Here is a 22192-nt window from a genome sequence, read left to right on the forward strand (position 1 = left end):
TTTGTTAAGGGAACTTGCTTTCTTGAAGCTTACTTAACAACACAAATGCCGCCGATTGTGATTGTGCAGTTTGCTGGCTTTGCCGCTGCATCTAGATTGCCCGTAGTCGGATTGTAGGTATACTCCCCAGCCGTCAGAAACCGCGTGGGAGGCGCACAGTATTGATAAATCTGATTGGCTTCTGGAAAATTGACCACAACATAAGCGCTCCGAACCGCAGGACAATTATCCAGCACTGCCAACCCATAGTCCCTTTGCAACTGTTGTCGTCTAGCGTCAGTGGGCAGTGCAGTCGTTGGAGGAAGCGTGGTTGGAGGTTGGGGTATCGGCGGAGTCGTACCCATGATAGCAGTACTGAGGGGCGTTAAAGTATCGGTGATTGGGTTATAGCGATAGCTGCCTGCTTGGACAAAGCGGCTAGGCGTGGCGCAGTAGGTATAGTCTCTACCATCTTGCGGTTCAGCAATAGTAATTTGAGCCACGGGTATTCCCGCAGAGGGGCACCGATCCAATACCGAAACCTGAAGTTGTTTGGCAATCAAATCACGACGAGCATCCACAATCTTGATGCTTTTGGTTGCATCTTCGTAAAGATAAACACCTGGCTCAATATCGCGAGTGCAGCGCTCTTCTGTGCCAATTTTAATCTTGGCAACGTTCGGAACACCACAGCCGATCGCCCGTAACCGCAAAGTATTTCGCATGACTTGATCGGCGAGAGGCACCTGAGCCGCCGCTGCACTTAGCCCATCGATCGCCACAGTGTAACGTCCTAAAGAATTATTACGCGCCAATACCAACAGTTTGTAAGTGCCTGCTCGAACAATTTGATATTTGAAGAAATTAGGATTTTCGCTATAGCTAACCTGCCGTCCCATCGGGTCAATCAGGGCGATCGCGGGACGGAGAGTACTCCCATCTTCGGCTGTCACTGCCACCTCAAGACTGTCGCCCCGTCGAGCGGTAAACGTGTATTCATCACCCCGTGCAGTTTGGGTTGCCGTTCCGGGTCTAGCCAAGTTTTTGAATTGATAGGCGCGAGAAGCGGCGCGAATAAACCCATTAATAGTTTGTCCATCCGTAATCGGAACACTTTCCGCAAGATTTGCGATCGCCCCGATTATCATCATTGCAACAGCACTCGATACTGCAAACTTGCCAAGCACCTGACGAATCATCATAAACATTTCCGTATTACAAGGTGAAATTAAAAATAATCTGTTGATTCAGAGGGAACAGACTAGTCTTTAAAACTATAGGCGCATATTAGAACCTAGCCTCTATGAGCTTGTTCCTCAACTTTCAGTGGCACACTCCAAACCAACAATATTTCAGAGACCCACAACGTCCTAGAAACACAAAGGCTAACTGCTGATCAATATGCGCCGTTGTCTTTCAGAAAAACCACAACCCCTACCGTTTTCACAATGATCCAAAGATCCATTAGAAAATGACGAGAAGTAGCATAGTACACATCAATCTGCACGCGGCGAGGATAAGGAATATTATTGCGTCCAGAAACCTGCCATAGCCCAGTAGCACCAGGGCGAATTGTTAGTACCCGGTCAATATACTCACCATAACTCGGTAGCTCTTCGACTACCAAAGGGCGGGGACCTACCACACTCATATCCCCCTTTAGAACATTCCAAAACTGAGGGAACTCATCTAAACTGGTAATCCGCAGGAATTTTCCAACCCTGGTAATTCGAGGATCGCGTTTAAGCTTGAAGGTATCTTGAAATTCTCGGCGCGTATCCGGTGAGGTTTGCATCATCTCGTGCAGTGCCTCATCGGCATTTTCAATCATTGTTCTGAATTTATAGCAGTTGAAATGCTTGTAATTCTTACCGACCCGCTCTTGAACATAAAAGACAGGACCCGGAGAACTGAGCCCCACTAACAGAATTAGCAGTAGATAGAGCGGGGAAAAAACGATTAGAAACGTTAACGAAAAACAAATATCAAAGATCCGCTTGGCAGTATCACCATTCAAAGAATCCCAGAAAAACGGTAGAACACCGCGTTTTAGAATTGCTCGAAGAGATCTGCGAGAAACGAGTTGACTTTCAGCAGTCATTTTACTCCTTGCATATCCACACCACACACACAACCTGATTGTAAAGCCAGTGACCCCTTATTACGCTTTGTTTTGATGCAATTCAGTGAAAATCTTGTTTAACTTAAAAATTTTTGATTGCTGGGCGACCTAGAGTCAGTGTGAAAATTTTGATAGCACTGCTCTATGAAGCTCAAGTAATGCTGCTGGAAGAGGTCTGCACTGAAGGAGAGCGCATGATCGCGTAGCACTTCTGGATTAAAGCGATCGCGGTATTGCTCGAAAGTTTGAACGGCTGCCATCAACTCTGCCTCTGTTTGGGTAGGAAAAAGAACGCCAGTGCCATTGTCAGGATGGTGCCGGATGTCTCGGACTGTTTCTAAGGTTCCCCCCAAACCCAACGCGATCACAGGGGTGCCACAGGCTTGAGCTTCAACGGGGGCGATGCCAAAATCTTCATGAGCGGCATAGACAAAAGCAGTGGCTTCTGCCATATAGCGATCGACGACATCATTGGGCTGCCAGCCTAAAATTTTGACATTGGGTTGGGCAATTTGACGCAGGGGTTCTAGTTCGGTTCCATCCCCAATCACTACGAGCGATCGCCCTAGTTGATTAAACGCTTTGACAATCAGTGAGATTTTTTTGTAGCTCACTAATCGCGACACGGTTAAGTAAAAATCTTGCTTTTGGGCTTGAAATGGGAAGCGATCAATATTAACGGGTGGGTAAATCACTTCCGCCGGACGACGATAGCATCGCCAAATCCGCCGCGCCGTTGTCTGAGAATTGGCAATGAAATAATCGACTCGATTTGCCGAAACCACATCCCACTGACGCAAACGATGCAGTAGATAGCGCGTTAATCCACCGGGTAAGCCGTGTCCCAACTGGCTACTTTGCAGGTAGTCTAGCGTTAAATCCCAGGCGTAGCGCATCGGCGCATGACAATAGCACACATGCAGTTGATGGGCACCTGTTAATACCCCTTTGGCAACGGCGTGAGAGGAAGACAAAATAATGTCGTACTGGCGGACATCTAGCTGCTCGATCGCTAGGGGCAGCAAGGGCAAATATTTCTGCACACCGTTTCTCGCCAATGGAAAATTTTGTAGAAACGTTGTACCAATCGATCGCCCAAATAGATAGCTAGCGGGATTGGTTGATTCAAAATCAATCAGCGCATAGAGATCGGCATCCAGCGATCGCAAAATCTCCTGAACAACTAACTCTGAGCCGCCCGTGGCTTTTGGAGTTAGCCATTCATGCACTAATGCAACCTTTAAATTTGCTAGAGCCGCAGGATTGCCCACAATAGTCCTCAAAACGCTACCACTTCCTACACACCTAGATACACTAACAGCCGACTTTTTGAGTTAGCTGTGTTAGCGAAAATCCGGCAAAAAATCAACGGCTGAATGCTGAAAGGCACTAATTACGATGTTGAGCATGATAACGCTTTGGTTGTGGGCGATCGCTCAAACAATAGGCAGCTTGTGGAGTGGCACTTAAAGAAAAAAGACCAAGCTTTCCACTGGTCTTTTAATCATCTTTTCGTTGTTCTCCTCAAGGGAGGAAACCGCTCCGCGTTCCCAAACTTGCAGCAGGCTTCCAAAGATTATTAATCCCTCATAAGGAAGATTGTAACAACAAATACAACCATTTATTTAACAAAAGTTCATGAATATAAATTTCTTTATAATTTATATGAACTTGACTCAACGTCGCTCACCGTCTACTAGCAGCCTTTTGAAAACTCGTTGCGGCTGTCCCCACAAAACACGCTCGTGTTTGTAAACCGTCATTCCTGGTTTTGCTCCTTTGGGCTTATAAACATGCTTTGGCTCGGTGTAAATCACAGGCACCTGTTCACTCTGCCGAGCTTGGCTATAGTAGGCTGCCAGATCTGCGGCTAACTCTAGATCTTTTGTTTCTGGAGTGTCCCCTGGATTTAGCCGCAGCAATACATGACTGCCAGGAATTTCTTGAGTATGAAACCACAGGTCATAGTCGCTGGCGGTGCGAAAAGTGAGGAGGTCATTTTGGCGATTATTCCGTCCTACTAAAACCTCTAAGCCGCTAGAAGTGGTGTAGCGACGGGGCTGGCTAGCAGACTCATCAGGTGCTAGAGCCGTGGTTTGATGCGCTGGACTGGGGAGGTATCCTTGTTGAATTAGCTCATCGCGAATTTCTTCTAAAGCGCTTAAATCGTCCTGAGATTCATAGTGAGATAGCTCAATCAATGCGGTTTCTACTTGCTCCAAGTAATGAAGCTCAGTGTTAACTATGGCAAGCAAAGGGTCGATCGCGTTTCGTGCCCGCTTCAATTTCTGATGTTGTTTGTATAACGCCTGAGCATTTTGAACTGCATTCCGTTCAGGATTTAGGGCAATGGTAATGGGCTTCTCGGTCACAAAGTCGGGCAGAGTCATTGCTTTCAGTCCCGGTTGCCAATCATGGGAATGCGCCATGAGTAAGTCTGCCTGTTCTCGTTGGCGATCTGCTCCATCCGATTGGTCAAGCCGGGTTTGAAAAGTTGCCGCTTTCACCCGCAGTTTTGCTAGTACGTGACCCAGTTTTTGGGTGAGTTGATGACGCAACTGGATAAATTCTTGCTGATTGAGTTGGTTGCTGTAGTAGCGATCGATGAGTTTTTGCAGGCTGTTTGCCTCGCGGGTCATTCCCCACCCCAAAACGGTATAGCCTGTTTCCGTCCAGCCCGGTTGAAACTGCTGTTTTTCCAGCATCGTTAGCCAGGTTTGCCACTGTTGAAATAATCGTTGCCAGTCAGTCGTAGTGAGATCAGCGGTAGATTGCTCTGGGTTTAATCCAGCAGTTTGAATCAGACTGATGACCAGCGCCGAGCTTAGCCCCCGATAATTTTTTAGCAGGGTTCGTTTCAACCCACCAGGAATCAGGCTGAGCCGCTCTTGCCAGCGCTCAAACGGTTCACTCAAGGTTGGCATTGCTTCCGTTAGAGTCGGTGGAACTTCGTAGGGTTGCCCTGTTTGAATCGGGCGGACACTGGATTGCTGAGCGCTAACTTGGTGAGCCGCCGCCACAATTTGGTTCTCTCCGGTTGCCAAAATGACGTTGCTATATTTGCCCATCACTTCGATGTAGAGATGCCACAGAGCCGGGTCGCCAGGACGACGAGCAAATTGCAAATCGATCGCGCGTTCCCACGGGGCGATCGCCTCAATTTTCACCAGAGCTAAATTGCCGATTTGATGACGTAACTGCTGGCTAAAGGTGAAGGTGTCGGGAATGCGGGGCGGGGGATCGCTCAAACACAGCCGAGCGGCTTGAGGATGCCAGGAAACCATTAGCCACCGACGAGCGTCTAAGGTACGAAGCCCTAAAAATAAGGTGTGGCGATCGCGCTGATAAATTTGTTCAACGCGAGCCGGAATCCAGTCTGCTCTGAGTTCAGAACAAATCGCGGTTAGGGTAGTAAAGTCAACAGGTTGCACAGCTACTCATTGCCTTGTGGCTCATTTTTTCAGGTCGATCGCCCATCCAGCCTACTCATCTCACCCCGGATTCAGCCAATATGGATATCAAATTAATCAACATTGGCTTTGGCAATATTGTGTCGGCAAATCGGGTTATTGCCATTGTTAGCCCAGAGTCGGCACCCATTAAACGCATTATTACGGATGCTAGAGAAACTCAGCATTTAATTGATGCAACCTATGGTCGGCGGACTCGCGCCGTGATTATCACCGATTCTGGTCATGTCATTCTTTCTGCTATTCAGCCTGAAACCGTGGCAAATCGATTTGTGATTAGTAAAGACGGCGCAGGAGAAGATTGACCCATCTAACTTCATCTAACTTTAAGCTGTTTAAAAGCGAATAAAGGAAATCCAGCAGACCAGAAAAACCAAATTGTTAGACTGAAAGTATTCTGCTTACTCTATCCTTAGATAACTCTAGTTCTGTTTGCAAGTTTTAGCACTTCTGATACCAAGAAGTTGCTCTTTTTCTGTATATGACAGAACATTAAGAAATATTAAATAGATGATTCTAGGCAAAGGGAGAACGCGCATGGGCACGGGCAAATTAATTGTTTTAACGGGACCCAGTGGGGTCGGTAAGGGAACTCTGCTGCGATCGCTGATGGAGCGTCACCCTGAATTGTGTTTGTCTATTTCGGCAACAACGCGATCTCCTAGGGTGGGCGAAGTGGAAGGCAAAGATTACTACTTCCTCAGCCGGAGTGCGTTTGAGCGCATGATTGCCAATGGCGAGTTTTTAGAATGGGCGGAATTTGCTGGAAATCTTTATGGCACTCCTCGTGCTGCGGTGGAAGAGAAAATTCGTCAAGGACAGTGGGTGATTGTGGAAATTGAGTTGGAAGGAGCGCGCTTAGTGCGTCAAGCTTTTCCCGATGCGCTAAGAATCTTTATTCTGCCGCCCTCCCTTGTTGAGTTGGAATATCGCATCCGCAGCCGTGGAACTGAAACGGAAGAGGCGATCGCGCGTCGCTTAAACCGGGCAGAAACAGAGATTAACGCCGCCAGCGAATTTGATATTCAGATTGTGAATGATGATTTTGAAAAAGCTTTAGACCGAGTTGACACTGCTTTGTTTGCCCCTGCACTGTGCTAATGGGAACACGGATTAAATAAGATCCAGAAATCACCTATGAGATAGTAGATTGAATCTGTCTACTGACTTTTTAGATTCTATGACTCCGTATTCATCCAACATCGAGCAGCAAATCCAACGACTCTATTCATCCTTAAAGAGAAAGATCGCCGTTGCTATGCGGCAATAGAATTGGTCAAACTGGGGTGAGAGGTATTTAAAGACAAATTCCACTGGAAAGCCGTCTTTAGTCGCGAGCAGTTATACCCGAATGCCATAGAAGGAGCGCTTTTTGGACGCGATGTAGCCTTGATACTCCAGCGGTTTTAGAATTACGTCTTTTCAAAGGAATATTGTTAGATTGAAGACTGTAGTTCTTTGATGGGACTAAAATAGTGAAGCAAAAGGCTGTTCAAAGCCGCCGTGAAGCGAGGTTGCACTTAGATGGCTCGATCGCAGCGAACTGACAATTCAGCGCTATCGCCAATTGGCAATAGAATTATTCGATGGGTGCTACTCCTGATGGGCGCTATCGCTGCCACGCTGCTATTCCATATCGCTTCTGGAACCACAATAGAATCCAACTACGCCATCACTAGTAGAGCGCCATTTAACCAGCCGGGATTCTATCCAGTTCAGCAAACGCTCCCCCCGGATTTATACCGCCCCGTTGCACCCTGGACAGGACGACTGATTTTGCCCGATGCTCAGCAGCAAGGCGAAACCGATTGGGTCTGGATGGAAGTCACCCATGCGCCGCCCAATGCGACCCATTTGATTGGCAAACAGATCCGGCTGGAATGGAGCCAAAAGCCATCGGTGCAGCGCGATGTAGCAGCCGGAACGCGGGATGTGAAATTTTCGCCGCTAGTGGCAGAACTGCGCCGCACGAAAGCTGATATCTACGCCGATCGCTTGAATGGGCGATCGCGGGTGGGCGCTTTACAGGCGATCGCGGGAGCCAGACCGAAGGACGACGTAACCGTATCGCTAACCGCCGCAACCTTGAGCCAGACACCGGAGGGTCAACCCGCCTTGCAAATTGAGCGGGAACCGTTGTTGAATACGGGCAGATACGTCACCCTCGTGAAAATTTTAGGGACAGTCCCAAACTCGCCAACCCAATTCATTCCCAAAGCGTGCCCAGGAGAGCGTCCCTGCCCTAGTGAACTGTTTCGAGTGCAGCACTACAATCCGGCAACCAAACAATTTGACGGTGTGCAATCCACAGTTCGCATTCCCCAACAGCCAATCGATGGCAATGGCGTGTACGCCTCCACCCCGCGAGAGTTGGAAAAATCCCCGGCAGGCGCGGCAGGCTGGTACTTGTATGGCGCACAGGATCAGGCGGGATTGTTTACCGTGCAGTCAATCAAACCGCGATCGCTGTTCCAACTCAACCCACAGCAAGTGTTGCTAGGGACAGGCAAGGGGTTGGACTACATTAATTATCAAAACTGGCGAAATACGGAGCAACGAAAGGGCACGATTCAAACGGTTTTAGTGAACCCCAAGGCGAAGACTTCAGCAGACGCGATCGCTCAGTGGCAAGCGGGCGATCGCGCCTTGGTCATGCATCTGTTTGGCGGCAGAGGTGGCACGAGCGGCGAGGGATCTGTGGGCGGCACCGTCACCGGACATTTTGCCTATGGTGTTGCAGAGGTGATCCGCGATCCGTTCACCAACGAACTTCAGCTAGACGTGCGCTATCAACAGGTGTATGCCAACAACATTGAAGGGGTGATTTCGGGAGAGAATTCTTGGACAAACTACATGGGCAACCTGCAACGGGGCTGGTTGGGCACTCGTCCGGTGACCGATGTGATTGTTAAACTCGATACGATCGCCCAAGATTATGATTTCGGCGGTATCACGATTTCGCCGTTTTCTGAACTGATGCGTCAACTTCGGATCATTGGCGATCGCTACCGGACAGGTGACGGCACCGGCATTGCTAATGTTACTGCTGCAACGTCCTGTGTGCAGGATTCTAACCAAGCCTTGTTTGCAACCATTCAAGCCATTCGGAAACAGGTTGAATCGAGTCCAGAGATTCAGCGTTGGTGGTCATCTCATCCTGAAGATCCAACGATTCAACGATTTGAACAGTTGATCACCTTGGGAAATGATCTGCAACGAGACCTTGCCCCCTTTGGACTAGTGCGGCAAGACTGGAAAACGAATGCTGCCGCTCTGTCTGGCACCGAGATCCAATCGCCAGACTTTGTTCGTGCTGGGTCTGGGACTGCCAATATTCTCACCGCACTGACCAGTTGGAGAACGATTTTGCCCCGACAAGCCCAAGATGAACTCAGCATTCAATTCCTGCGGCATGGTGCAAAACTATGGTTCTTGCAAACAAATCAGGTGGGCGGCAACAATCCCAATATTCTGCCGATCGCCCCGACGCAAGTCTTCGGCAGATGGACGCTGCCCGGTACGAATGTTGCGATCGCCACCATTCTGTTTACTCGAATCTTAGGTGCGATCAGTTTGCCAACCCTGTTGCATTTGGGCGTTGCTCTGGGGATGTTACTGCTGTATGCGGCGATCGCCCTGCCGATTGGCTTCTCTCAAGGCTTCTTGCAATTCAAACCCTGGCAAGCCTCCAAACAAGACTATCTGCTGCTAGCAGGACGCTTATTTTTCATGCCTGCTCTACTGGAAGAGTTTATTTTTCGCGTCGTATTGCTGCCCTATCCTCGTGCTGGGATCACCGGGCAAATGTGGATGATTTGGGCGGTTTTTAGCTTAATTCTATTCATCGTCTATCATCCCCTCAACGCCAAAATTTTCTATAAACCTGGTAACCCCACTTTCTTCAATCCTGCGTTTTTGACCCTAACAGGATTACTCGGTCTTATCTGCACTATTGCCTATTTCCTCACTGGCTCCCTGTTCGTGATTACGCTAATCCACTGGGTCGTCACCACTGCCTGGATTAGTCTTTTGGGCGGCATGGAGAAACTACATCCACACGCACAAAATTTTATAGCTAATGACGGTTGAAGGAGGCGCGATTGCAGCCTCCATCACAACATTTTATTTCTATGCAGCACTATTTTTTTGTACAGTTTGATAAAACGCTAACGTGAGAATGGTCTTATGAATCTCATCACTCCTCCTCAAAACGTGATCGATTGTTTGCAGATTATCTTGGACGCGATCGCGTCGGCAGATTACGAGCTTTTTACCACGGTGGGTGATTCCGGTTATAAAGCAGGCATTACCAAACAAATGTTTGAAGGTGTGAGTGAGCAACTCGCTCCACGAATGACAAAGGGCTATTCAACGACTTATTTTGGTGATCTCAAACAAAGTAGCTATCAGATTTATCTGTGGAAGTTGAGTTTTGCCGATGGCGGAGATGAGTTTGTGGTTCGCATGACGCTTAGTGACGATAAAGTTGCTGGCATTTTGATCACATGACCCCTCTGCTGGACAGGGTTGTTTGGGAGCAGGTCAATTTAGAAAAGTCATTAGACCGCCCTCATCCCTTAATCCCTTAAATATGAGATGTACCCTAACACTAGATTCTCAGTTCAATTCATGAGTTTAGGTAAGCCGCATGGTATGTTAACGGTTGCCAACTTCACCATTTTGCATCCTTTGGAATGACTGAAACTGCTCTCCCTCCTGTAATTCAACAAATGCTGCAACCGGAATTTTATCCTCACCCGGTGACAGAGCCGATCCAACTAGTGCAAACTCATGTCTCCTACATTTTGCTGACTGGAGAGTATGCCTATAAGGTGAAAAAGCCTGTTAATTATGGCTTTCTCGATTTTTCCACCTTAGAGAAGCGAGAGCATTTTTGCCATGAAGAGATTCGGTTGAATCAGCGAGGTGCCGCAGATTTATATCTAGAAGTATTGCCGATCACCGAGACAGTGGGGCAGTTTCGCTTGGGGGGAGCCGCTGAAGCGGTGGAGTTTACCGTGCGGATGGAGCAGTTTCCGGAAGGGACGCTATTCACGGATTTGTTTGATCAGGGCAAGCTGACCGCAGAATTATTGGTGCGGTTGGCAAAAGAGTTAGTCAGCTTTCACAACAAGGGTGCGATCAATGATTACATTCGCACGTTTGGCGATGTGACCCAAATTCGGCAGGCGATCGATGAAAACTATGAGCAAACTGTTGGCTATGTTGGGCGATCGCAGACTCAGCTACAGTTTGATGAAACTCGCCAGTACACCGATCGCCTGTTTGCCGAACAAGCAGACCTGTTTGCCAACCGCGTGCAGCACAACTGGATTCGGGAATGCCATGGGGATGTGCATTTGCGAAACATTGCTCTGTGGGACGACAATATCTTACTGTTCGACTGCATCGAGTTCAATGAACCGTTTCGCTTTGTCGATATTATGTTCGACATTGCCTACATCATCATGGATTTAGATGCCCGCAATCGCCCGGATTTAAGCAATGTGTTTTTAAATGCTTACATCGAAGAAATGGGCGACTGGGAAGGGTTACAGGTGTTGCCGCTTTATCTGAGTCGTCAATCTTATGTGCGCGCCAAAGTCACTTCTTTTTTGCTGGATGATCCCACCATTCCTGATGCGGTGAAGCAAGAGGCAACCGAAACCGCCAAACGCTATTTCCGCTTGGCATGGGACTATACGCGATCGCCCTTGGGAACTGCCAGTGAAGCCCATCGCGGACAGATTTTCTTGACAACTGGACTATCGGGTTCTGGCAAAAGCACGGTTGCTCGATTGTTGGCACAAAAAATTGGAGCCGTATACATCCGCTCTGACGCGGTGCGGAAGCATTTAGCAGGCGTTTCCCTGACTGAACGCGGTGACGCTGATTTATACACGCCAGAAATGACTCAGCAAACCTACGATCGCCTCTTGCATCTGGGGATTACCCTAGCAAAGCAAGGCTACCCCGTCATTTTGGATGCCAAGTACGATCGCCAAGCGCACCGCCAAGCTGTGATTCAAGCCGTTGACGCTGCCAATGCAGACGATTCCACCCCGCCGCTTTCCCTGCAAATATTGCACTGCACCGCCCCCCTAGAGGCTCGTCAAAACTGGCTGCATCAGCGACAGGGTGATATTTCCGATGCCACCCCCGATTTATTGCCTACCCAGCAGATGGAACCGTTCACCGATGCTGAGCAAGCGATCGTTCAAGCGATTGACACCACCCAAGATTTAGCGAGTAGTTTATCAAAGTTGAAATGATCAGAAATTTGTAGGGGCAATCCCTTGTGGTTGCCCTTGATCTCCAGCAGGGTAGGCACAAGACCTACCCCTACAGTCAAAAATTATACTTGCAATCAGCAACGCCCTTAAATCCCTTCTTCTAAAAGCATCTTTACGGCTTGTAAAATGACCTCCGGCTGATCGAGCCAGACAAAGTGACCGCTCGTTTCAGCTTGAAGTTGAATACAGTTTGTCGAAAGTTTTGATAATTCCTGATGCATGTCATCGCGCAGTCGATTGGCGGCTCCCAACGGAATCAACCGCGTCCAAAGAGAGGGCTTGAAAAAACTGTTGGCTTTGATGCTCACCATGGGCAACGCACCCAGTGAATTAATGGTTTGCAGTTGCCGTCCACTGGCTTCGAGGCTCCACATTTCTTGAGCCATGGTGATCCAATGATTGGGACGACAAAACGATCGCTGAACCGGGTTCAAGACGGTGCTGGAATACTGCCTTAGCTCTGGCTTCAATCGCTCAAACATGCCGCAAGTTTTCAGCACCCGAATAATTCCTAAAACAGATCCCAATACACACATGACAAAACCAGAGATAAAAAATAGCTTTAATCCCCGCAGCAACAGCGTCATCTGCAACATGCCGCTTTCGTGTAAGCCATCGGTTAAGACTAGCCCTGCCACTTTTTCGGGAAACTGGTGGGCATAAAGCCGCTGGTTATAGCTACCAAAGGAATTACCAATCAGCAGATAGGGCGGGGCAATGTTGGCAGCGGTCAGCAGGCGATCGAGTTCCATCACAATCTGTTGACTGGTGCGGGAATGGGGGCTGCGATCGCTCCATCCATAGCCAGCGCGATCGTAACAACAAACTCGCCCTAATTTCGCCAGTTCTGGCAACAAGAAATAGCCTTCAATGCCGCCCAAGCTGTGATCTAGCACAATGGTAGGCTGATTGGTAGACTCACCTGCGGTATAGAGATGCAGCTTGTATCCGCCAATATCAATCCGCTGACCGGGTGGAGATCGCCGATCTTCACGCCAACACGCGATCGCTTGATAGAGCGTCGTCATCACCAGCAACAAACTACTCACCCAATTTCCAGCCATTGAATGACCCTTCCCCTTGGCGCTTGACTATTCAATGCTGACTCCGCGAATGGTTTGCGATCGCTCTCGACCCGCGACGGGTGCTTCCTGAATTTTGCGATCTTGAATTCGGTGGGTTTGAAAATGGCGCTGCCACTCGCTCGGCGCATCTAACGTTTCGCCGCCATGTTTGGTGAGCCGCTGCCGCACTTTACACAGCACAGGCGTATTCACACACGCTCCAGAGATAATCACCTGCCCTTTCGTCAGCGACGGCAACTCTTTCAGCAAATCGCGTCCGGCTGCTTCCACGCCAAACTTGAGGCTTTCTTGATCCACCGGGTTAACGATTCGCATAATAAACTGACTCATACATTGCGACAGCACATCAGAATCGATTTTGCCCGGTCGCTGGGTAATCAATCCCATGCCTAAACCAAATTTTCGCCCCTCACTCAGAATCGTTCGCAGCACCGCTTTACAGCGCGATGGCTCATGGGCAGGGGCGAAGCGGTGAGCTTCTTCCACAATGATGAAAACCGGATAGGGCAAATAGTTTTCGTCCTCGGAGGTAATCAGTTCTTTTTGGGTATTCATCCGTGCCTGGTTTGCCTGCCGCAGCACCGCCGCACAAATCACTTGCTGTTCTTCCTGGCTGATTTCGTTCATTTGCAGCACGGTTGCCTGACCGGGTTCAAATAAATCCTTGGGGGCAAGGTGTTGAAAGGGATGAAAGTAGGGCGATCGCGCCAGTCGTTCTAGCTTCCATTCCAAAGCAGGAGCCGAAGAACCGGGTTTTTCGTTGCCTTCATCATCGACTTGCGTATCGGCTTCATACACCGCCGCGATCAAATCCTGCACATCCCAGCGATAGTCGCCTTTACGATGCTTTTTGACGATCGCGTAGGCTTTGTTGAGAATCGACTGCTGGCGATCGCTCATTTCCGGCAGCAGGGTCAAAATATCAGCGTAATCCAGCGACGACGTGCGAATCCGAATATCATCCGGGGTCAGAACCTTTACTTTCGGCGAATAGCCGTCTTCCCCTTGAAACTGCGGATGTCCCTGCATTTCAGACAAGGTGCTGTATTCCCCATGAGGATCAAAAATCAGCACGGCTGCCCGATTGTGAGGCAATAGTAATTCTTCAATCAAAACTCCAGCGGTATAAGATTTGCCGGAACCCGTGCCTGCCAAAATGGTCATGTGGGTGCTGACCAGTTCTTTCACATCCAGGGCAATGGGAACCGCGCCTACTTCCCGTAGCAGCAAGCCACCGATAAATGCAGAGCCGATCGCCCCCGGTTGCCGCTTATTCAACACTCGTTGCAGCATGGCATCATCTGCCAGATAAACCTTTGCGCCAGGATTAGGTGTGCGGCGTGGATTCATAAAACCTAGGCGATCGTCAAAATAGCCAATCACATCGACCGTCACTTCATAGATTTCGGGATTTGTGTCCGTGAATCCAATCAACGCTGCCACCGCTTCGGGGCTGACTTCGGTATCGGCAAAGATGCGATCGGGGAGGTGATCAATCAAGCTCCGCGCCGACAGCTTGCCCAAAATCTGCCGCATTTCGCCGCCTGCCTCGGTTTCCTGCACTTCGTAATACACAAATTCGCCGATTTTCACATAGCGATTATCCGCCGTGATAAACACATACTGGTTGCCGTTTTCGCCCGGACCTTTAACGGTGCCGATCACAATAGCGGTGGAAAGTGAATTCATTGGACGAGGAAGTTGCATAACTAGCGAGCGTTCTGGACGCAGCGGCTTTCCTATTGGTTATACCCGATACTGATGGGAAATCGAGCAACTGTACTAGAAAATATTAGGGCGATCGCAGATTTTCCCAAAGTGGATTTCCCAGAGTGGATGCGATTCTTCAGATGAGACGCACTCTAAATCGGTTTTATCGCAGTGCAATCAGCAAACAGCTTGTGAGCCGCTTCATCCCGTGCGCCAATGCAACCCCCGCAATCTCTCTCGTATTTGCATCGAGCGCCAACTAGATCTACAGTTTGTTCCCCCTTGATGTCCACGAATGACCACAATTCCCATTGAATCGTTAGCCTCCCTTTTTTTGTGTCGCTTGCACGATATCTTGAACACTACCCAATCCCTTGTATCCAACACCGGATCTCTCACATCTGATCCTTGACATCCTTCTTAATGCTTTCTGTCTATTCTTTGCCTCAAGAGGACGTTAAACTAGGGAGCGTCTCGTGATCGCACCTCATTAGATCAGTAGATTAGCCGACCTTACTTTCCTTTTCTATATGCCTAGAACCCAACGTAACGACAATTTCATCGACAAAAGTTTTACGGTCATGGCAGATCTAATTCTGAAGTTGCTGCCTGCAACTAGAAAGGAAAAGATAGCGTTTGCCTATTATCGAGATGGCATGTCAGCCCAAGCTGATGGCGAGTATGCCGAAGCGCTTGAGAACTATCACGAAGCCCTCAAATTGGAGGAAGATGACAACGATCGCAGCTATATTCTTTACAACATTGGACTGATTCATGCCAGCAATGGCGAGCACGATCGAGCGCTCGATTACTATTTTCAATCGATCGAGATCAATCCTCGAATGCCCCAAACTCTAAACAATGTTGCCGTTATCTTTCATTACAAAGGCGAACGGGCAGAAGAAGAAGGCAACGAAGAAGAGGCAGAAGCCTGGTTTGATCAAGCCGCAGACTACTGGAAACGCGCCATCCGTAACGCTCCGAACAACTATATCGAAGCCCAAAACTGGATGAAGACCACCGGGCGATCGCAAATTGATGTGTTCTTTTAAAATCGGTAATTAACCTTAACTAGTTGTAGCTATCGCAAAGCGCCCTCACCCTAAATCCCTCTCCCTAGGGAGAAGGACTTTGAATTTCCCCCTTCTCCTTAGAGAGAAGGGCTGGGAATGAGGGTCTTCACGCAATTTCACTTTTTTCTGTTCCTTATTCTCTTCTACCCATGATCGATCGCGAACAAGTTCGGAAAGTTGCTCACCTAGCCCGATTAGAATTATCGGCTGCTGAAGAAGAAACGTTTACAACGCAGCTAAACGGCATTTTGGATTATTTTGAGCAGTTGAGCGAACTGGATGTAACCAACATTGAGCCAACGTTTCGAGCGATCGATGCCAGCAACATCACACGAGAAGATATTTTAGAAACCCATGGCGATCGCGAAGCAATTTTGCAAAGCGCCCCCGATCGCGATGGTGAATTCTTTAAAGTCCCTCAAATCATTGCTACTGATTAGAAGAGACTAATCAGAAAAGAATTGCCAAAAAGCGGAAAGCAGTAGTTTTTCACTTCAAACTTAATTTTTAGCTCCCAAATCTTTATAAACTTGGGCGATCGACATCCCAGAAATTGAAAAAGACTCGCTAAGATCCAGGAACAATCGCTTAGTTCTTCCCATGGGAAGAAGACTATAGGAAGAACTGCTTTTGTTTACCCCTGATTTAATCTGGTAATGAGACTTTCCCTATACTGCCCTTCCTGCGCCAAGCCGATCGCCGATCTCCATCGCAACGTCCCTCCTATGCAGGTAACCTGTTTATCGTGCAGTCAGCGATATGGCGTGGTGTATGGCAAGCTATCTAAGCGTTCTTCAATGACCGAAGCATTACTATATCTGACTTCCAAGCTTCCAAGTTTTTACAAACGGCATTACATCTTCCAAATCACAACCGCCGATCGCACCCTTAAATGTCTTCAGTTCTCGGTTCCAGGTAAGAGTGATTCCATTCCCGTGCATCGGGGCGATGTGGTGTCGGTGCTGTATACCATGCAGGGATATTTGATGAAGCGATTGGTTGCGATCGCCAATCACACTACAGGCAAAAGCTACGTCTTACCCAATCCAATTCCCGGAACTAATCAGCATGTTGTCACCTTAATCACCCTTGTGACTGGCTTAGTGTTGCTGTCTTTCCTCACGGGTGGTAGTGTATTTTTTGCCTCCATCCTGAGCGCGATCGGCGTGTTGGCATACCTCAAGCTTACCAATAACGCTCAGTTGAGTAGTCCTGCATTAAATGCCACCCAAGCTGAAGGAATGCGCCTCATTGCTGATCAGCGGTTGCTTGCCCAGCAGCGCAAGTTAGAGCAGCGCGTTACTGAATTGACTCATGAATGTCAATCTAATCAAGTATTAATTGAACAGATCAACGTGCTTAAGCAAAAGATGGCACAGGTTGATCAAGAAATGTACTCAGCCCGAATTTATCGTGCGACGACTGCTGTTGATATCCTGAACAAACAGATAGCCAACAATCAACGATTGATACGGGAATATCAACATATGCTGAAAATGATTGAAATAGAAATCGACACCTCTTGGATTGCCGACCAGCTACCCGATGCCGAAAACTTCACCCGCCGCATCTTAGAACGCTTGGGCGAATTGAAAGACATTGAAGACCAAAATCAATCCTTAAAACTACAACTCGCAGCCTACGAAGAAGTAAACCTTCTAGGCATTGAAAAATATGACTAATGGCGAGGGTTGAGAGGCGAGGGGCGAGAGGAAAGGACGAAGGGTAATGTTTTCAAATTCAAAACTCAAAACTCAAAACTCAAAACTCAAAACTTTTCATTCCTTGATTGCCTCCTGTCGTTGTGGCAATGTGACACTAACCGTGGTTCCTTGGTTGAGCGTGCTGGTAATGTGAATCTGACCTTGATGATTTTGGACGATCGCCTGGGCGATCGCTAATCCTAAGCCTGATCCTTTAGCCGAGGCTTGGCTCCGGGCAGGATCAACGCGATAAAAGCGGTTAAATAATTGAGGTAATGCTTCTGGTGGAATGCCGATGCCTGTATCCGTAATCGCCACTTGTAAGAAAAAGTGATTCAATCGTCCAATTCGCTGAAGTTCTAAATTGACTTTGCCCCCGGAAGGCGTGTACTTTACGGCGTTGCCAATCAGGTTCGTAAATAGCCGAAAAAGCTGATCGCGATCGCCCTGCATTCCTGTCCAGTTTTTGTGAGGGAGTTGTGCGATCTCGTTGATCTGGCTGCTTGATTCCGCTGACACTAACGCTGTTGAAGAAGTCGATAACCCCAGTTCTTTTTCAGGCTCAACTTGCTGCAAGGCGATCGCGATTTGCTTCTCTGCCGCCAAAATCCGCTGTTCTTCAATCACTTCTTTTAAAACCCATTCAAGATCAACCATGAGCCACTGTGCCTGCACACTGCCGCTATCTTGGCGTGCCAAAAATAGTAAATCATCGACTAATCGCCCCAATCGCCGGGTCAATCGCTCAACGACTCGTAAATGATCTTGCTGCGTGGATAGATCAGGATCGGGATCTGCTAGCGCGACTTGCACATTGGTTTGAATCACGGCGATCGGGCTACGCAATTCATGGGAAGCATCGGCTGTAAATTGTTTAAGCCGTTGATAAGAGTCGCGAATGGGCTGCATGGCTAGCTCTGATAAAAACCAGCCGATCGCACCCACTGCACCCACCATTAGCCCCGTGCCTACTGCTAGATCAAAAAAGAATTCGCGGCTAGGTTTGGTCACCTCAAACCACGGATGGCTCACTCGTAAGTAGCCTAGGACTTGCCGCCCCAACTCAACTCGTTGAGTCACTTGCCGCAAAACAAGCGGCTCAGAAATGGGCAGCATTGGTGAAATAGGTTTGGTAATTGCGGCTGTTAGCTGTTCAGGAGCGATTCTGACTGTTTCGCCGTTGGGAGTAAAACGCAGCGGCACCTGTAGCGGTGTAGAAAGGGTTGACCAGAGCAACTCTCCCACGGGGCTAAACCACTCAATATCAATGCGATCGTCTTCTGCGGTGGCAGCATTATTGCGAAAGCTAGCTTCAATGTTGACCCGCAATAGTCCACCTTCCACATGACTGTTGATCGGTTCAATCACCAGCGATCGTCGGACTACTTCCACCACATGATTAAGCGTGTCATCAACCCGCTCAATTAGCGTACTGCGAACATAGAAAAACACACCACTGGCAAATAGCAGCAACAGCACCGCCGTAACAGCCGTATACCATAGTGCCAAGCGACGACGAGTAGCTTGAAACATCCTGAAAACTCAAAGTGTGTCTTTGCTATTGTGACAGTTGGGTCATTAATCTAACGCACGGTTTAAAGCACACTCGAAAAAATGTGTGCAATTCCCGAAATTGTGTGTACCATCGCTGATACAGGGAGTAATCAAATTTCTAGCTCAAATGCTTCAAATTTAAGAAACGCCTTTATAATTTCTTTTTGCAAGATTCAATGAGAAATTAGCGAGTACTAAAAGGAATATAGAAATAAGTCATCTTTTTAATTAAAGTGCTCATTTCAATCAAAATTGAGTACCATACATTAGTTCTTGAATCCCTTAGATTGCATTTACGAGCCGTGAATTATTTTCGTCCAAAACCTTTAGTTGAGCGGGCAACATTGTGGTTAAAGCCTTAACTAATTTACTGTCTAGAAAAACTAAGGGGATTGGTATCGAGCTTGCCCCCGATCGCATTAATGTAGCTCAGCTACGGAAGCAAGGACAGTCCCTTAAGCTCGCTACTTTGGCTTCGGCTCCGGTTCCTGAGGGGATGTTTCAAGAGGGGCAAATTATGGACCCTCCGGGGATGGCAGAGCTACTGCAATCTATATTTGCAGAACATAAGATTAAGACTAAGCAAGTCACTACAGCCGTTATGGGGGGACGCGATACCGTTACCCGAATCATTCCGGTGCCTGCGGAATTAGATGATAACGAACTGCGAGAGATGGTGCTAAACCAAGAAGCTGGTTTGTATTTACCTTTTCCTCGCGAAGAAGCCGATGTTGACTATCAAAAACTGGGGCTATTTGTTGATGATGATGGCATTGAGAAATTTCAGGTTTTGCTAGTAGCAACTCGCAAAGAAATTACGGATGCTTATATTCGCACGTTTGAAGCAGCCGGGTTAAAACTTAATGTTTTAGAAGTCGCAAGTTTTGCATTAATTCGCACGATTCGAGAGCAACTGCGGCAATTTTCTTCTCAAGAAGCGGTTGCGATCGTAGACATTGAATTTGAGAGTACCGAAATTTCGATCGCCCAAGACGGAGTTCCTAAATTCTCTCGAACTGTTCCCATTGGCACCTACCAAATTCAAAGCGCCCTGTCTCGTGCCATGAATCTGCCGCCCTCCCGCACGACCGATTTATTGCAAGGGATGACCATTCCCATCGTGCCATCCGACACCATTGGCAGTACAGGGAAAATGGCTGGCACCAATCCCGGATCGGCTGCCATGCTGCGAATTATTGGAGAGCTAGCAGATGAGCTACGGCGCTCAATCGATTTTTACTTAAATCAGGGGGAAAACTTGGAAGTGGCACAGCTTTTGCTGGCAGGTCCAGGCGCGGCGATCGGGCAGTTAGACGAATTTTTTGCAAGTCGGCTCAGTCTGCCTTGCACTCAGGTTGATCCCATTGCCGCATTAGATCTAGAAGTCGGTGAGGACATTCCTCCCACTCAAAGGGCAGGACTCAGCGTTGTGCTGGGCTTAGGATTGCGGGAGGTTTCGTAGTATGTACGGCTTAGACATTAACTTTTTAAAGGATCGCCCAGAATATCGACCAGAACTGACTCAAAGTTCGCGACGGCGAGATTTAAGCACTCCTGAAAGTAAGCGCCCCCTTTGGTTAGGGGCAGGGACAGGATTAGCGTTGTTGGGACTGGCTGCTGGAGGATGGTTTTTTCTGCAGTCTCAAAATGAGCAGTTGGTTCAACGACAAGCAGAATTAGATGCTCAGATCAGCGCTATTAAAGCGGAGCAAGCAAAATTAGCCTCAGTCAAAGCGCAAACAACCCAAGCAAAAGCAGATACTGCTGCCTTTGCCAGTGTATTCAACACGATCAAGCCATGGTCGGCAACATTTGGGGATATCAGTGCGCGTACCCCGCCCAAAGTTCGCATTCTCGACATTAAAGAGTTGACCGCACAAGAAATCGCGGCGTTACCTCAGCCGAGTCCTGCTACGCCAGCGGCTTCCCCTAGCCCTGCCCCAGGCGCAGCACCTGCGCCCCCGCCAAGTGGCGTGATTCAGATTACGGGTACAGCCACTAGTTTTAATGATGTCAATGATTTTTTGCTGATTTTGCAGCGGTCTAAATTTGTTAAACCTGACACCGCTAGAATTCTGAGTGCCACGTTGGGTGAACCCAAATTACCCCAAGCTGTTCAAGTGGGTGGCTCAAGCGCAGCAGCAGACAGAGATAAAGTGAAGTTGCCGGGTGAGGTTGCGTTCGTGATTCAAACCGAGCTAACAGATGTGCCTGCCTCGGAGCTATTGCAAGAGCTAGAAAGCAAAAAAGCGACTGGGCTGGTTACTCGAATTGAAACGTTACGCCAGAAGGGGGTCGTTAAGCCATGAGTGCAGGTGGAGACTTTATTCCTGGTGATCAACCGTTTGATGCAGAACCCGATTATCCGACGGTTTTTGGCATCCGCTTTACGCCAATAGTTAGCGGTATTGCGCTGGCAGTGCTGGGATTGCTAGGGGCTGGAGCGTTGCTGTTCTATTTGGGATTGCCTGAATGGGAACGGTATCAGGAGTTGGATGCCAAAGTGAAACAAACCGAAAATGATATTCAGCAGCAGCAAGCTCGTTTACAAGAAATAGAGACCGCTAAGAAAGAGTTGGAAACGGCTCAGCGGCAACGAGATGATGTCCTGACTCTGTTTGCAAATGAAGCCTCGTTGGATACGCTTTTGCTCGATCTCAATCGTCAAATTGATGCTCGGAATGTGGATTTAGGGAAGCGGCGATCGCAGAAGTTGGCGCTGTGTCCGCCGACCATTCAGCAAAATATTCGTGAGTTTGAGGATAAATATGGGGATCTGGCTGCTAAAGCTGAACTAAGAGGCTTTACGCCCAACAAGGATCGGACGGGTGTGATTACCGATAGTTCTTATGGTACTCAGGTCAATGGCAAGCTGAAGCGTCAAGCCGTTTCAGTGGAGTTATCCGGCAACTATGAACAGACCTCTGCCATTTTGCAAAGTATCGAACGACTTCAGCCTTTGCTAGTCATTCGAGAACTAACCTCAAACCTAAGCGATAAATCAAAAAACACGACGGTTTATACCGGCACTGGAGATTTTACTCGCTTATCACTCTGCCAACCCGATCCTAAAATTACAACGAAGTTTCAGCTAGAGGCATTGCTGCCATTAAGACCAGACGAAGTGGTGCAGGCTGCTCCAGCAGCGCCTCAGCCTGCCCAGACAAAGTAACGTCCCCCGCTTATTTATCATGTGAGGAGAA

Annotated in this window: 18 protein-coding genes; 11 read left to right on the forward strand and 7 right to left on the reverse strand. The window is 48.3% G+C overall.

What is annotated here, in order from left to right; genetic code table 11:
- Positions 1–29: 29 nt before the first annotated feature.
- From AB3R30_RS08050 to AB3R30_RS08065, 4 genes are all read right to left on the reverse strand, one after another.
- Positions 30–1181 (reverse strand): hypothetical protein, encoded by a 1152-nt coding sequence (locus AB3R30_RS08050; RefSeq protein ID WP_458648650.1) that lies wholly within the window; start codon positions 1179–1181, stop codon positions 30–32.
- 194 nt (positions 1182–1375) lie between these two features.
- Complete coding sequence (locus AB3R30_RS08055; protein ID WP_458648651.1) at positions 1376–2080, reverse strand: undecaprenyl-phosphate galactose phosphotransferase family protein; 705 nt, start codon at positions 2078–2080, stop codon at positions 1376–1378.
- A gap of 98 nt (positions 2081–2178) precedes the next feature.
- On the reverse strand, positions 2179–3384 hold the full coding sequence (locus AB3R30_RS08060) for a glycosyltransferase (RefSeq protein WP_458648652.1): 1206 nt from the start codon (positions 3382–3384) through the stop codon (positions 2179–2181).
- A gap of 393 nt (positions 3385–3777) precedes the next feature.
- On the reverse strand, positions 3778–5532 hold the full coding sequence (locus AB3R30_RS08065; protein ID WP_458648653.1) for an Rqc2 family fibronectin-binding protein: 1755 nt from the start codon (positions 5530–5532) through the stop codon (positions 3778–3780).
- A gap of 14 nt (positions 5533–5546) precedes the next feature.
- Between AB3R30_RS08065 and remA the strand changes: the two genes are divergently transcribed.
- From remA to AB3R30_RS08090, 5 genes are all read left to right on the forward strand, one after another.
- Entirely contained in the window at positions 5547–5876 is a 330-nt protein-coding gene (gene remA / locus AB3R30_RS08070) for an extracellular matrix/biofilm regulator RemA (protein ID WP_458648654.1), read from the forward strand.
- 232 nt (positions 5877–6108) lie between these two features.
- On the forward strand, positions 6109–6672 hold the full coding sequence (gene gmk, locus AB3R30_RS08075) for a guanylate kinase (RefSeq protein WP_458648655.1): 564 nt from the start codon (positions 6109–6111) through the stop codon (positions 6670–6672).
- 423 nt (positions 6673–7095) lie between these two features.
- Positions 7096–9660 (forward strand): CPBP family glutamic-type intramembrane protease, encoded by a 2565-nt coding sequence (locus AB3R30_RS08080; RefSeq protein WP_458648656.1) that lies wholly within the window; start codon positions 7096–7098, stop codon positions 9658–9660.
- Between the two features lie 96 nt (positions 9661–9756).
- Positions 9757–10080 carry a hypothetical protein gene (locus AB3R30_RS08085; protein ID WP_458648657.1) on the forward strand — a complete coding sequence of 108 codons (324 nt, stop codon included), beginning with the start codon at positions 9757–9759 and terminating at the stop codon, positions 10078–10080.
- A gap of 185 nt (positions 10081–10265) precedes the next feature.
- Positions 10266–11843: a bifunctional aminoglycoside phosphotransferase/ATP-binding protein gene (locus AB3R30_RS08090; protein WP_458648658.1), complete on the forward strand. Its 1578-nt coding sequence runs from the start codon at positions 10266–10268 to the stop codon at positions 11841–11843.
- Positions 11844–11950: 107 nt separating this feature from the next.
- On the opposite strand, the gene AB3R30_RS08095 is transcribed toward AB3R30_RS08090, so the two are convergent.
- Together AB3R30_RS08095 and AB3R30_RS08100 are read right to left on the reverse strand one after the other, a co-directional pair.
- Positions 11951–12928 (reverse strand): alpha/beta fold hydrolase, encoded by a 978-nt coding sequence (locus tag AB3R30_RS08095; RefSeq protein WP_458648659.1) that lies wholly within the window; start codon positions 12926–12928, stop codon positions 11951–11953.
- Between the two features lie 27 nt (positions 12929–12955).
- Positions 12956–14638 (reverse strand): ATP-binding protein, encoded by a 1683-nt coding sequence (locus AB3R30_RS08100; protein WP_458648660.1) that lies wholly within the window; start codon positions 14636–14638, stop codon positions 12956–12958.
- 551 nt (positions 14639–15189) lie between these two features.
- Here AB3R30_RS08100 and AB3R30_RS08105 point away from each other — a divergent pair.
- The 3 genes from AB3R30_RS08105 (at position 15190) to AB3R30_RS08115 (ending at position 17414) form a co-directional block, all read left to right on the forward strand.
- Entirely contained in the window at positions 15190–15711 is a 522-nt protein-coding gene (locus AB3R30_RS08105; protein ID WP_458648661.1) for a photosystem I assembly protein Ycf3, read from the forward strand.
- A 170-nt stretch (positions 15712–15881) separates the two neighbouring features.
- Positions 15882–16172, forward strand: coding sequence for an Asp-tRNA(Asn)/Glu-tRNA(Gln) amidotransferase subunit GatC (gene gatC / locus AB3R30_RS08110; protein WP_458648662.1), 291 nt, complete (start codon positions 15882–15884; stop codon positions 16170–16172).
- Positions 16173–16388: 216 nt separating this feature from the next.
- The gene (locus AB3R30_RS08115; RefSeq protein WP_458648663.1) at positions 16389–17414 is read left to right on the forward strand and encodes a hypothetical protein; all 1026 of its coding nucleotides are present in this window, start codon (positions 16389–16391) and stop codon (positions 17412–17414) included.
- Positions 17415–17510: 96 nt separating this feature from the next.
- Here AB3R30_RS08115 and AB3R30_RS08120 read toward each other — a convergent pair whose 3' ends face one another.
- Complete coding sequence (locus AB3R30_RS08120; RefSeq protein ID WP_458648664.1) at positions 17511–18968, reverse strand: sensor histidine kinase; 1458 nt, start codon at positions 18966–18968, stop codon at positions 17511–17513.
- Positions 18969–19335: 367 nt separating this feature from the next.
- Between AB3R30_RS08120 and pilM the strand changes: the two genes are divergently transcribed.
- Genes pilM through AB3R30_RS08135 form a run of 3 tightly spaced genes read left to right on the forward strand, consistent with a single transcriptional unit; the run spans position 19336 to position 22161 of the window.
- Complete coding sequence (pilM, locus tag AB3R30_RS08125; protein WP_458648665.1) at positions 19336–20451, forward strand: type IV pilus assembly protein PilM; 1116 nt, start codon at positions 19336–19338, stop codon at positions 20449–20451.
- A 1-nt stretch (position 20452) separates the two neighbouring features.
- Positions 20453–21298: a PilN domain-containing protein gene (locus tag AB3R30_RS08130; RefSeq protein WP_458648666.1), complete on the forward strand. Its 846-nt coding sequence runs from the start codon at positions 20453–20455 to the stop codon at positions 21296–21298.
- Positions 21295–22161, forward strand: coding sequence for a hypothetical protein (locus AB3R30_RS08135; protein WP_458648667.1), 867 nt, complete (start codon positions 21295–21297; stop codon positions 22159–22161). The genes AB3R30_RS08130 and AB3R30_RS08135 overlap by 4 nt, the downstream gene beginning before the upstream one ends.
- The last annotated feature ends 31 nt before the right edge of the window (positions 22162–22192 follow it).

The sequence above is a fragment of the Sivoneniella epilithica UHCC 1019 genome, from assembly GCF_040830845.1.
Classification (GTDB): domain Bacteria; phylum Cyanobacteriota; class Cyanobacteriia; order Leptolyngbyales; family Leptolyngbyaceae; genus ULC077BIN1.

Excerpts from the sequence above, each read along its gene's own strand:
- AB3R30_RS08050 (WP_458648650.1), bottom strand. The coding sequence starts at position 1,181 with ATGATGATTCGTCAGGTGCTTGGCAAGTTTGCAGTATCGAGTGCTGTT.
- AB3R30_RS08055 (WP_458648651.1), bottom strand. The coding sequence starts at position 2,080 with ATGACTGCTGAAAGTCAACTCGTTTCTCGCAGATCTCTTCGAGCAATT.
- gmk (WP_458648655.1), top strand. The coding sequence starts at position 6,109 with ATGGGCACGGGCAAATTAATTGTTTTAACGGGACCCAGTGGGGTCGGT.
- AB3R30_RS08080 (WP_458648656.1), top strand. The coding sequence starts at position 7,096 with ATGGCTCGATCGCAGCGAACTGACAATTCAGCGCTATCGCCAATTGGC.
- AB3R30_RS08085 (WP_458648657.1), top strand. The coding sequence starts at position 9,757 with ATGAATCTCATCACTCCTCCTCAAAACGTGATCGATTGTTTGCAGATT.
- AB3R30_RS08090 (WP_458648658.1), top strand. The coding sequence starts at position 10,266 with ATGACTGAAACTGCTCTCCCTCCTGTAATTCAACAAATGCTGCAACCG.
- AB3R30_RS08095 (WP_458648659.1), bottom strand. The coding sequence starts at position 12,928 with ATGGCTGGAAATTGGGTGAGTAGTTTGTTGCTGGTGATGACGACGCTC.
- AB3R30_RS08100 (WP_458648660.1), bottom strand. The coding sequence starts at position 14,638 with ATGAATTCACTTTCCACCGCTATTGTGATCGGCACCGTTAAAGGTCCG.
- AB3R30_RS08105 (WP_458648661.1), top strand. The coding sequence starts at position 15,190 with ATGCCTAGAACCCAACGTAACGACAATTTCATCGACAAAAGTTTTACG.
- gatC (WP_458648662.1), top strand. The coding sequence starts at position 15,882 with ATGATCGATCGCGAACAAGTTCGGAAAGTTGCTCACCTAGCCCGATTA.
- AB3R30_RS08115 (WP_458648663.1), top strand. The coding sequence starts at position 16,389 with ATGAGACTTTCCCTATACTGCCCTTCCTGCGCCAAGCCGATCGCCGAT.
- AB3R30_RS08120 (WP_458648664.1), bottom strand. The coding sequence starts at position 18,968 with ATGTTTCAAGCTACTCGTCGTCGCTTGGCACTATGGTATACGGCTGTT.
- AB3R30_RS08130 (WP_458648666.1), top strand. The coding sequence starts at position 20,453 with ATGTACGGCTTAGACATTAACTTTTTAAAGGATCGCCCAGAATATCGA.
- AB3R30_RS08135 (WP_458648667.1), top strand. The coding sequence starts at position 21,295 with ATGAGTGCAGGTGGAGACTTTATTCCTGGTGATCAACCGTTTGATGCA.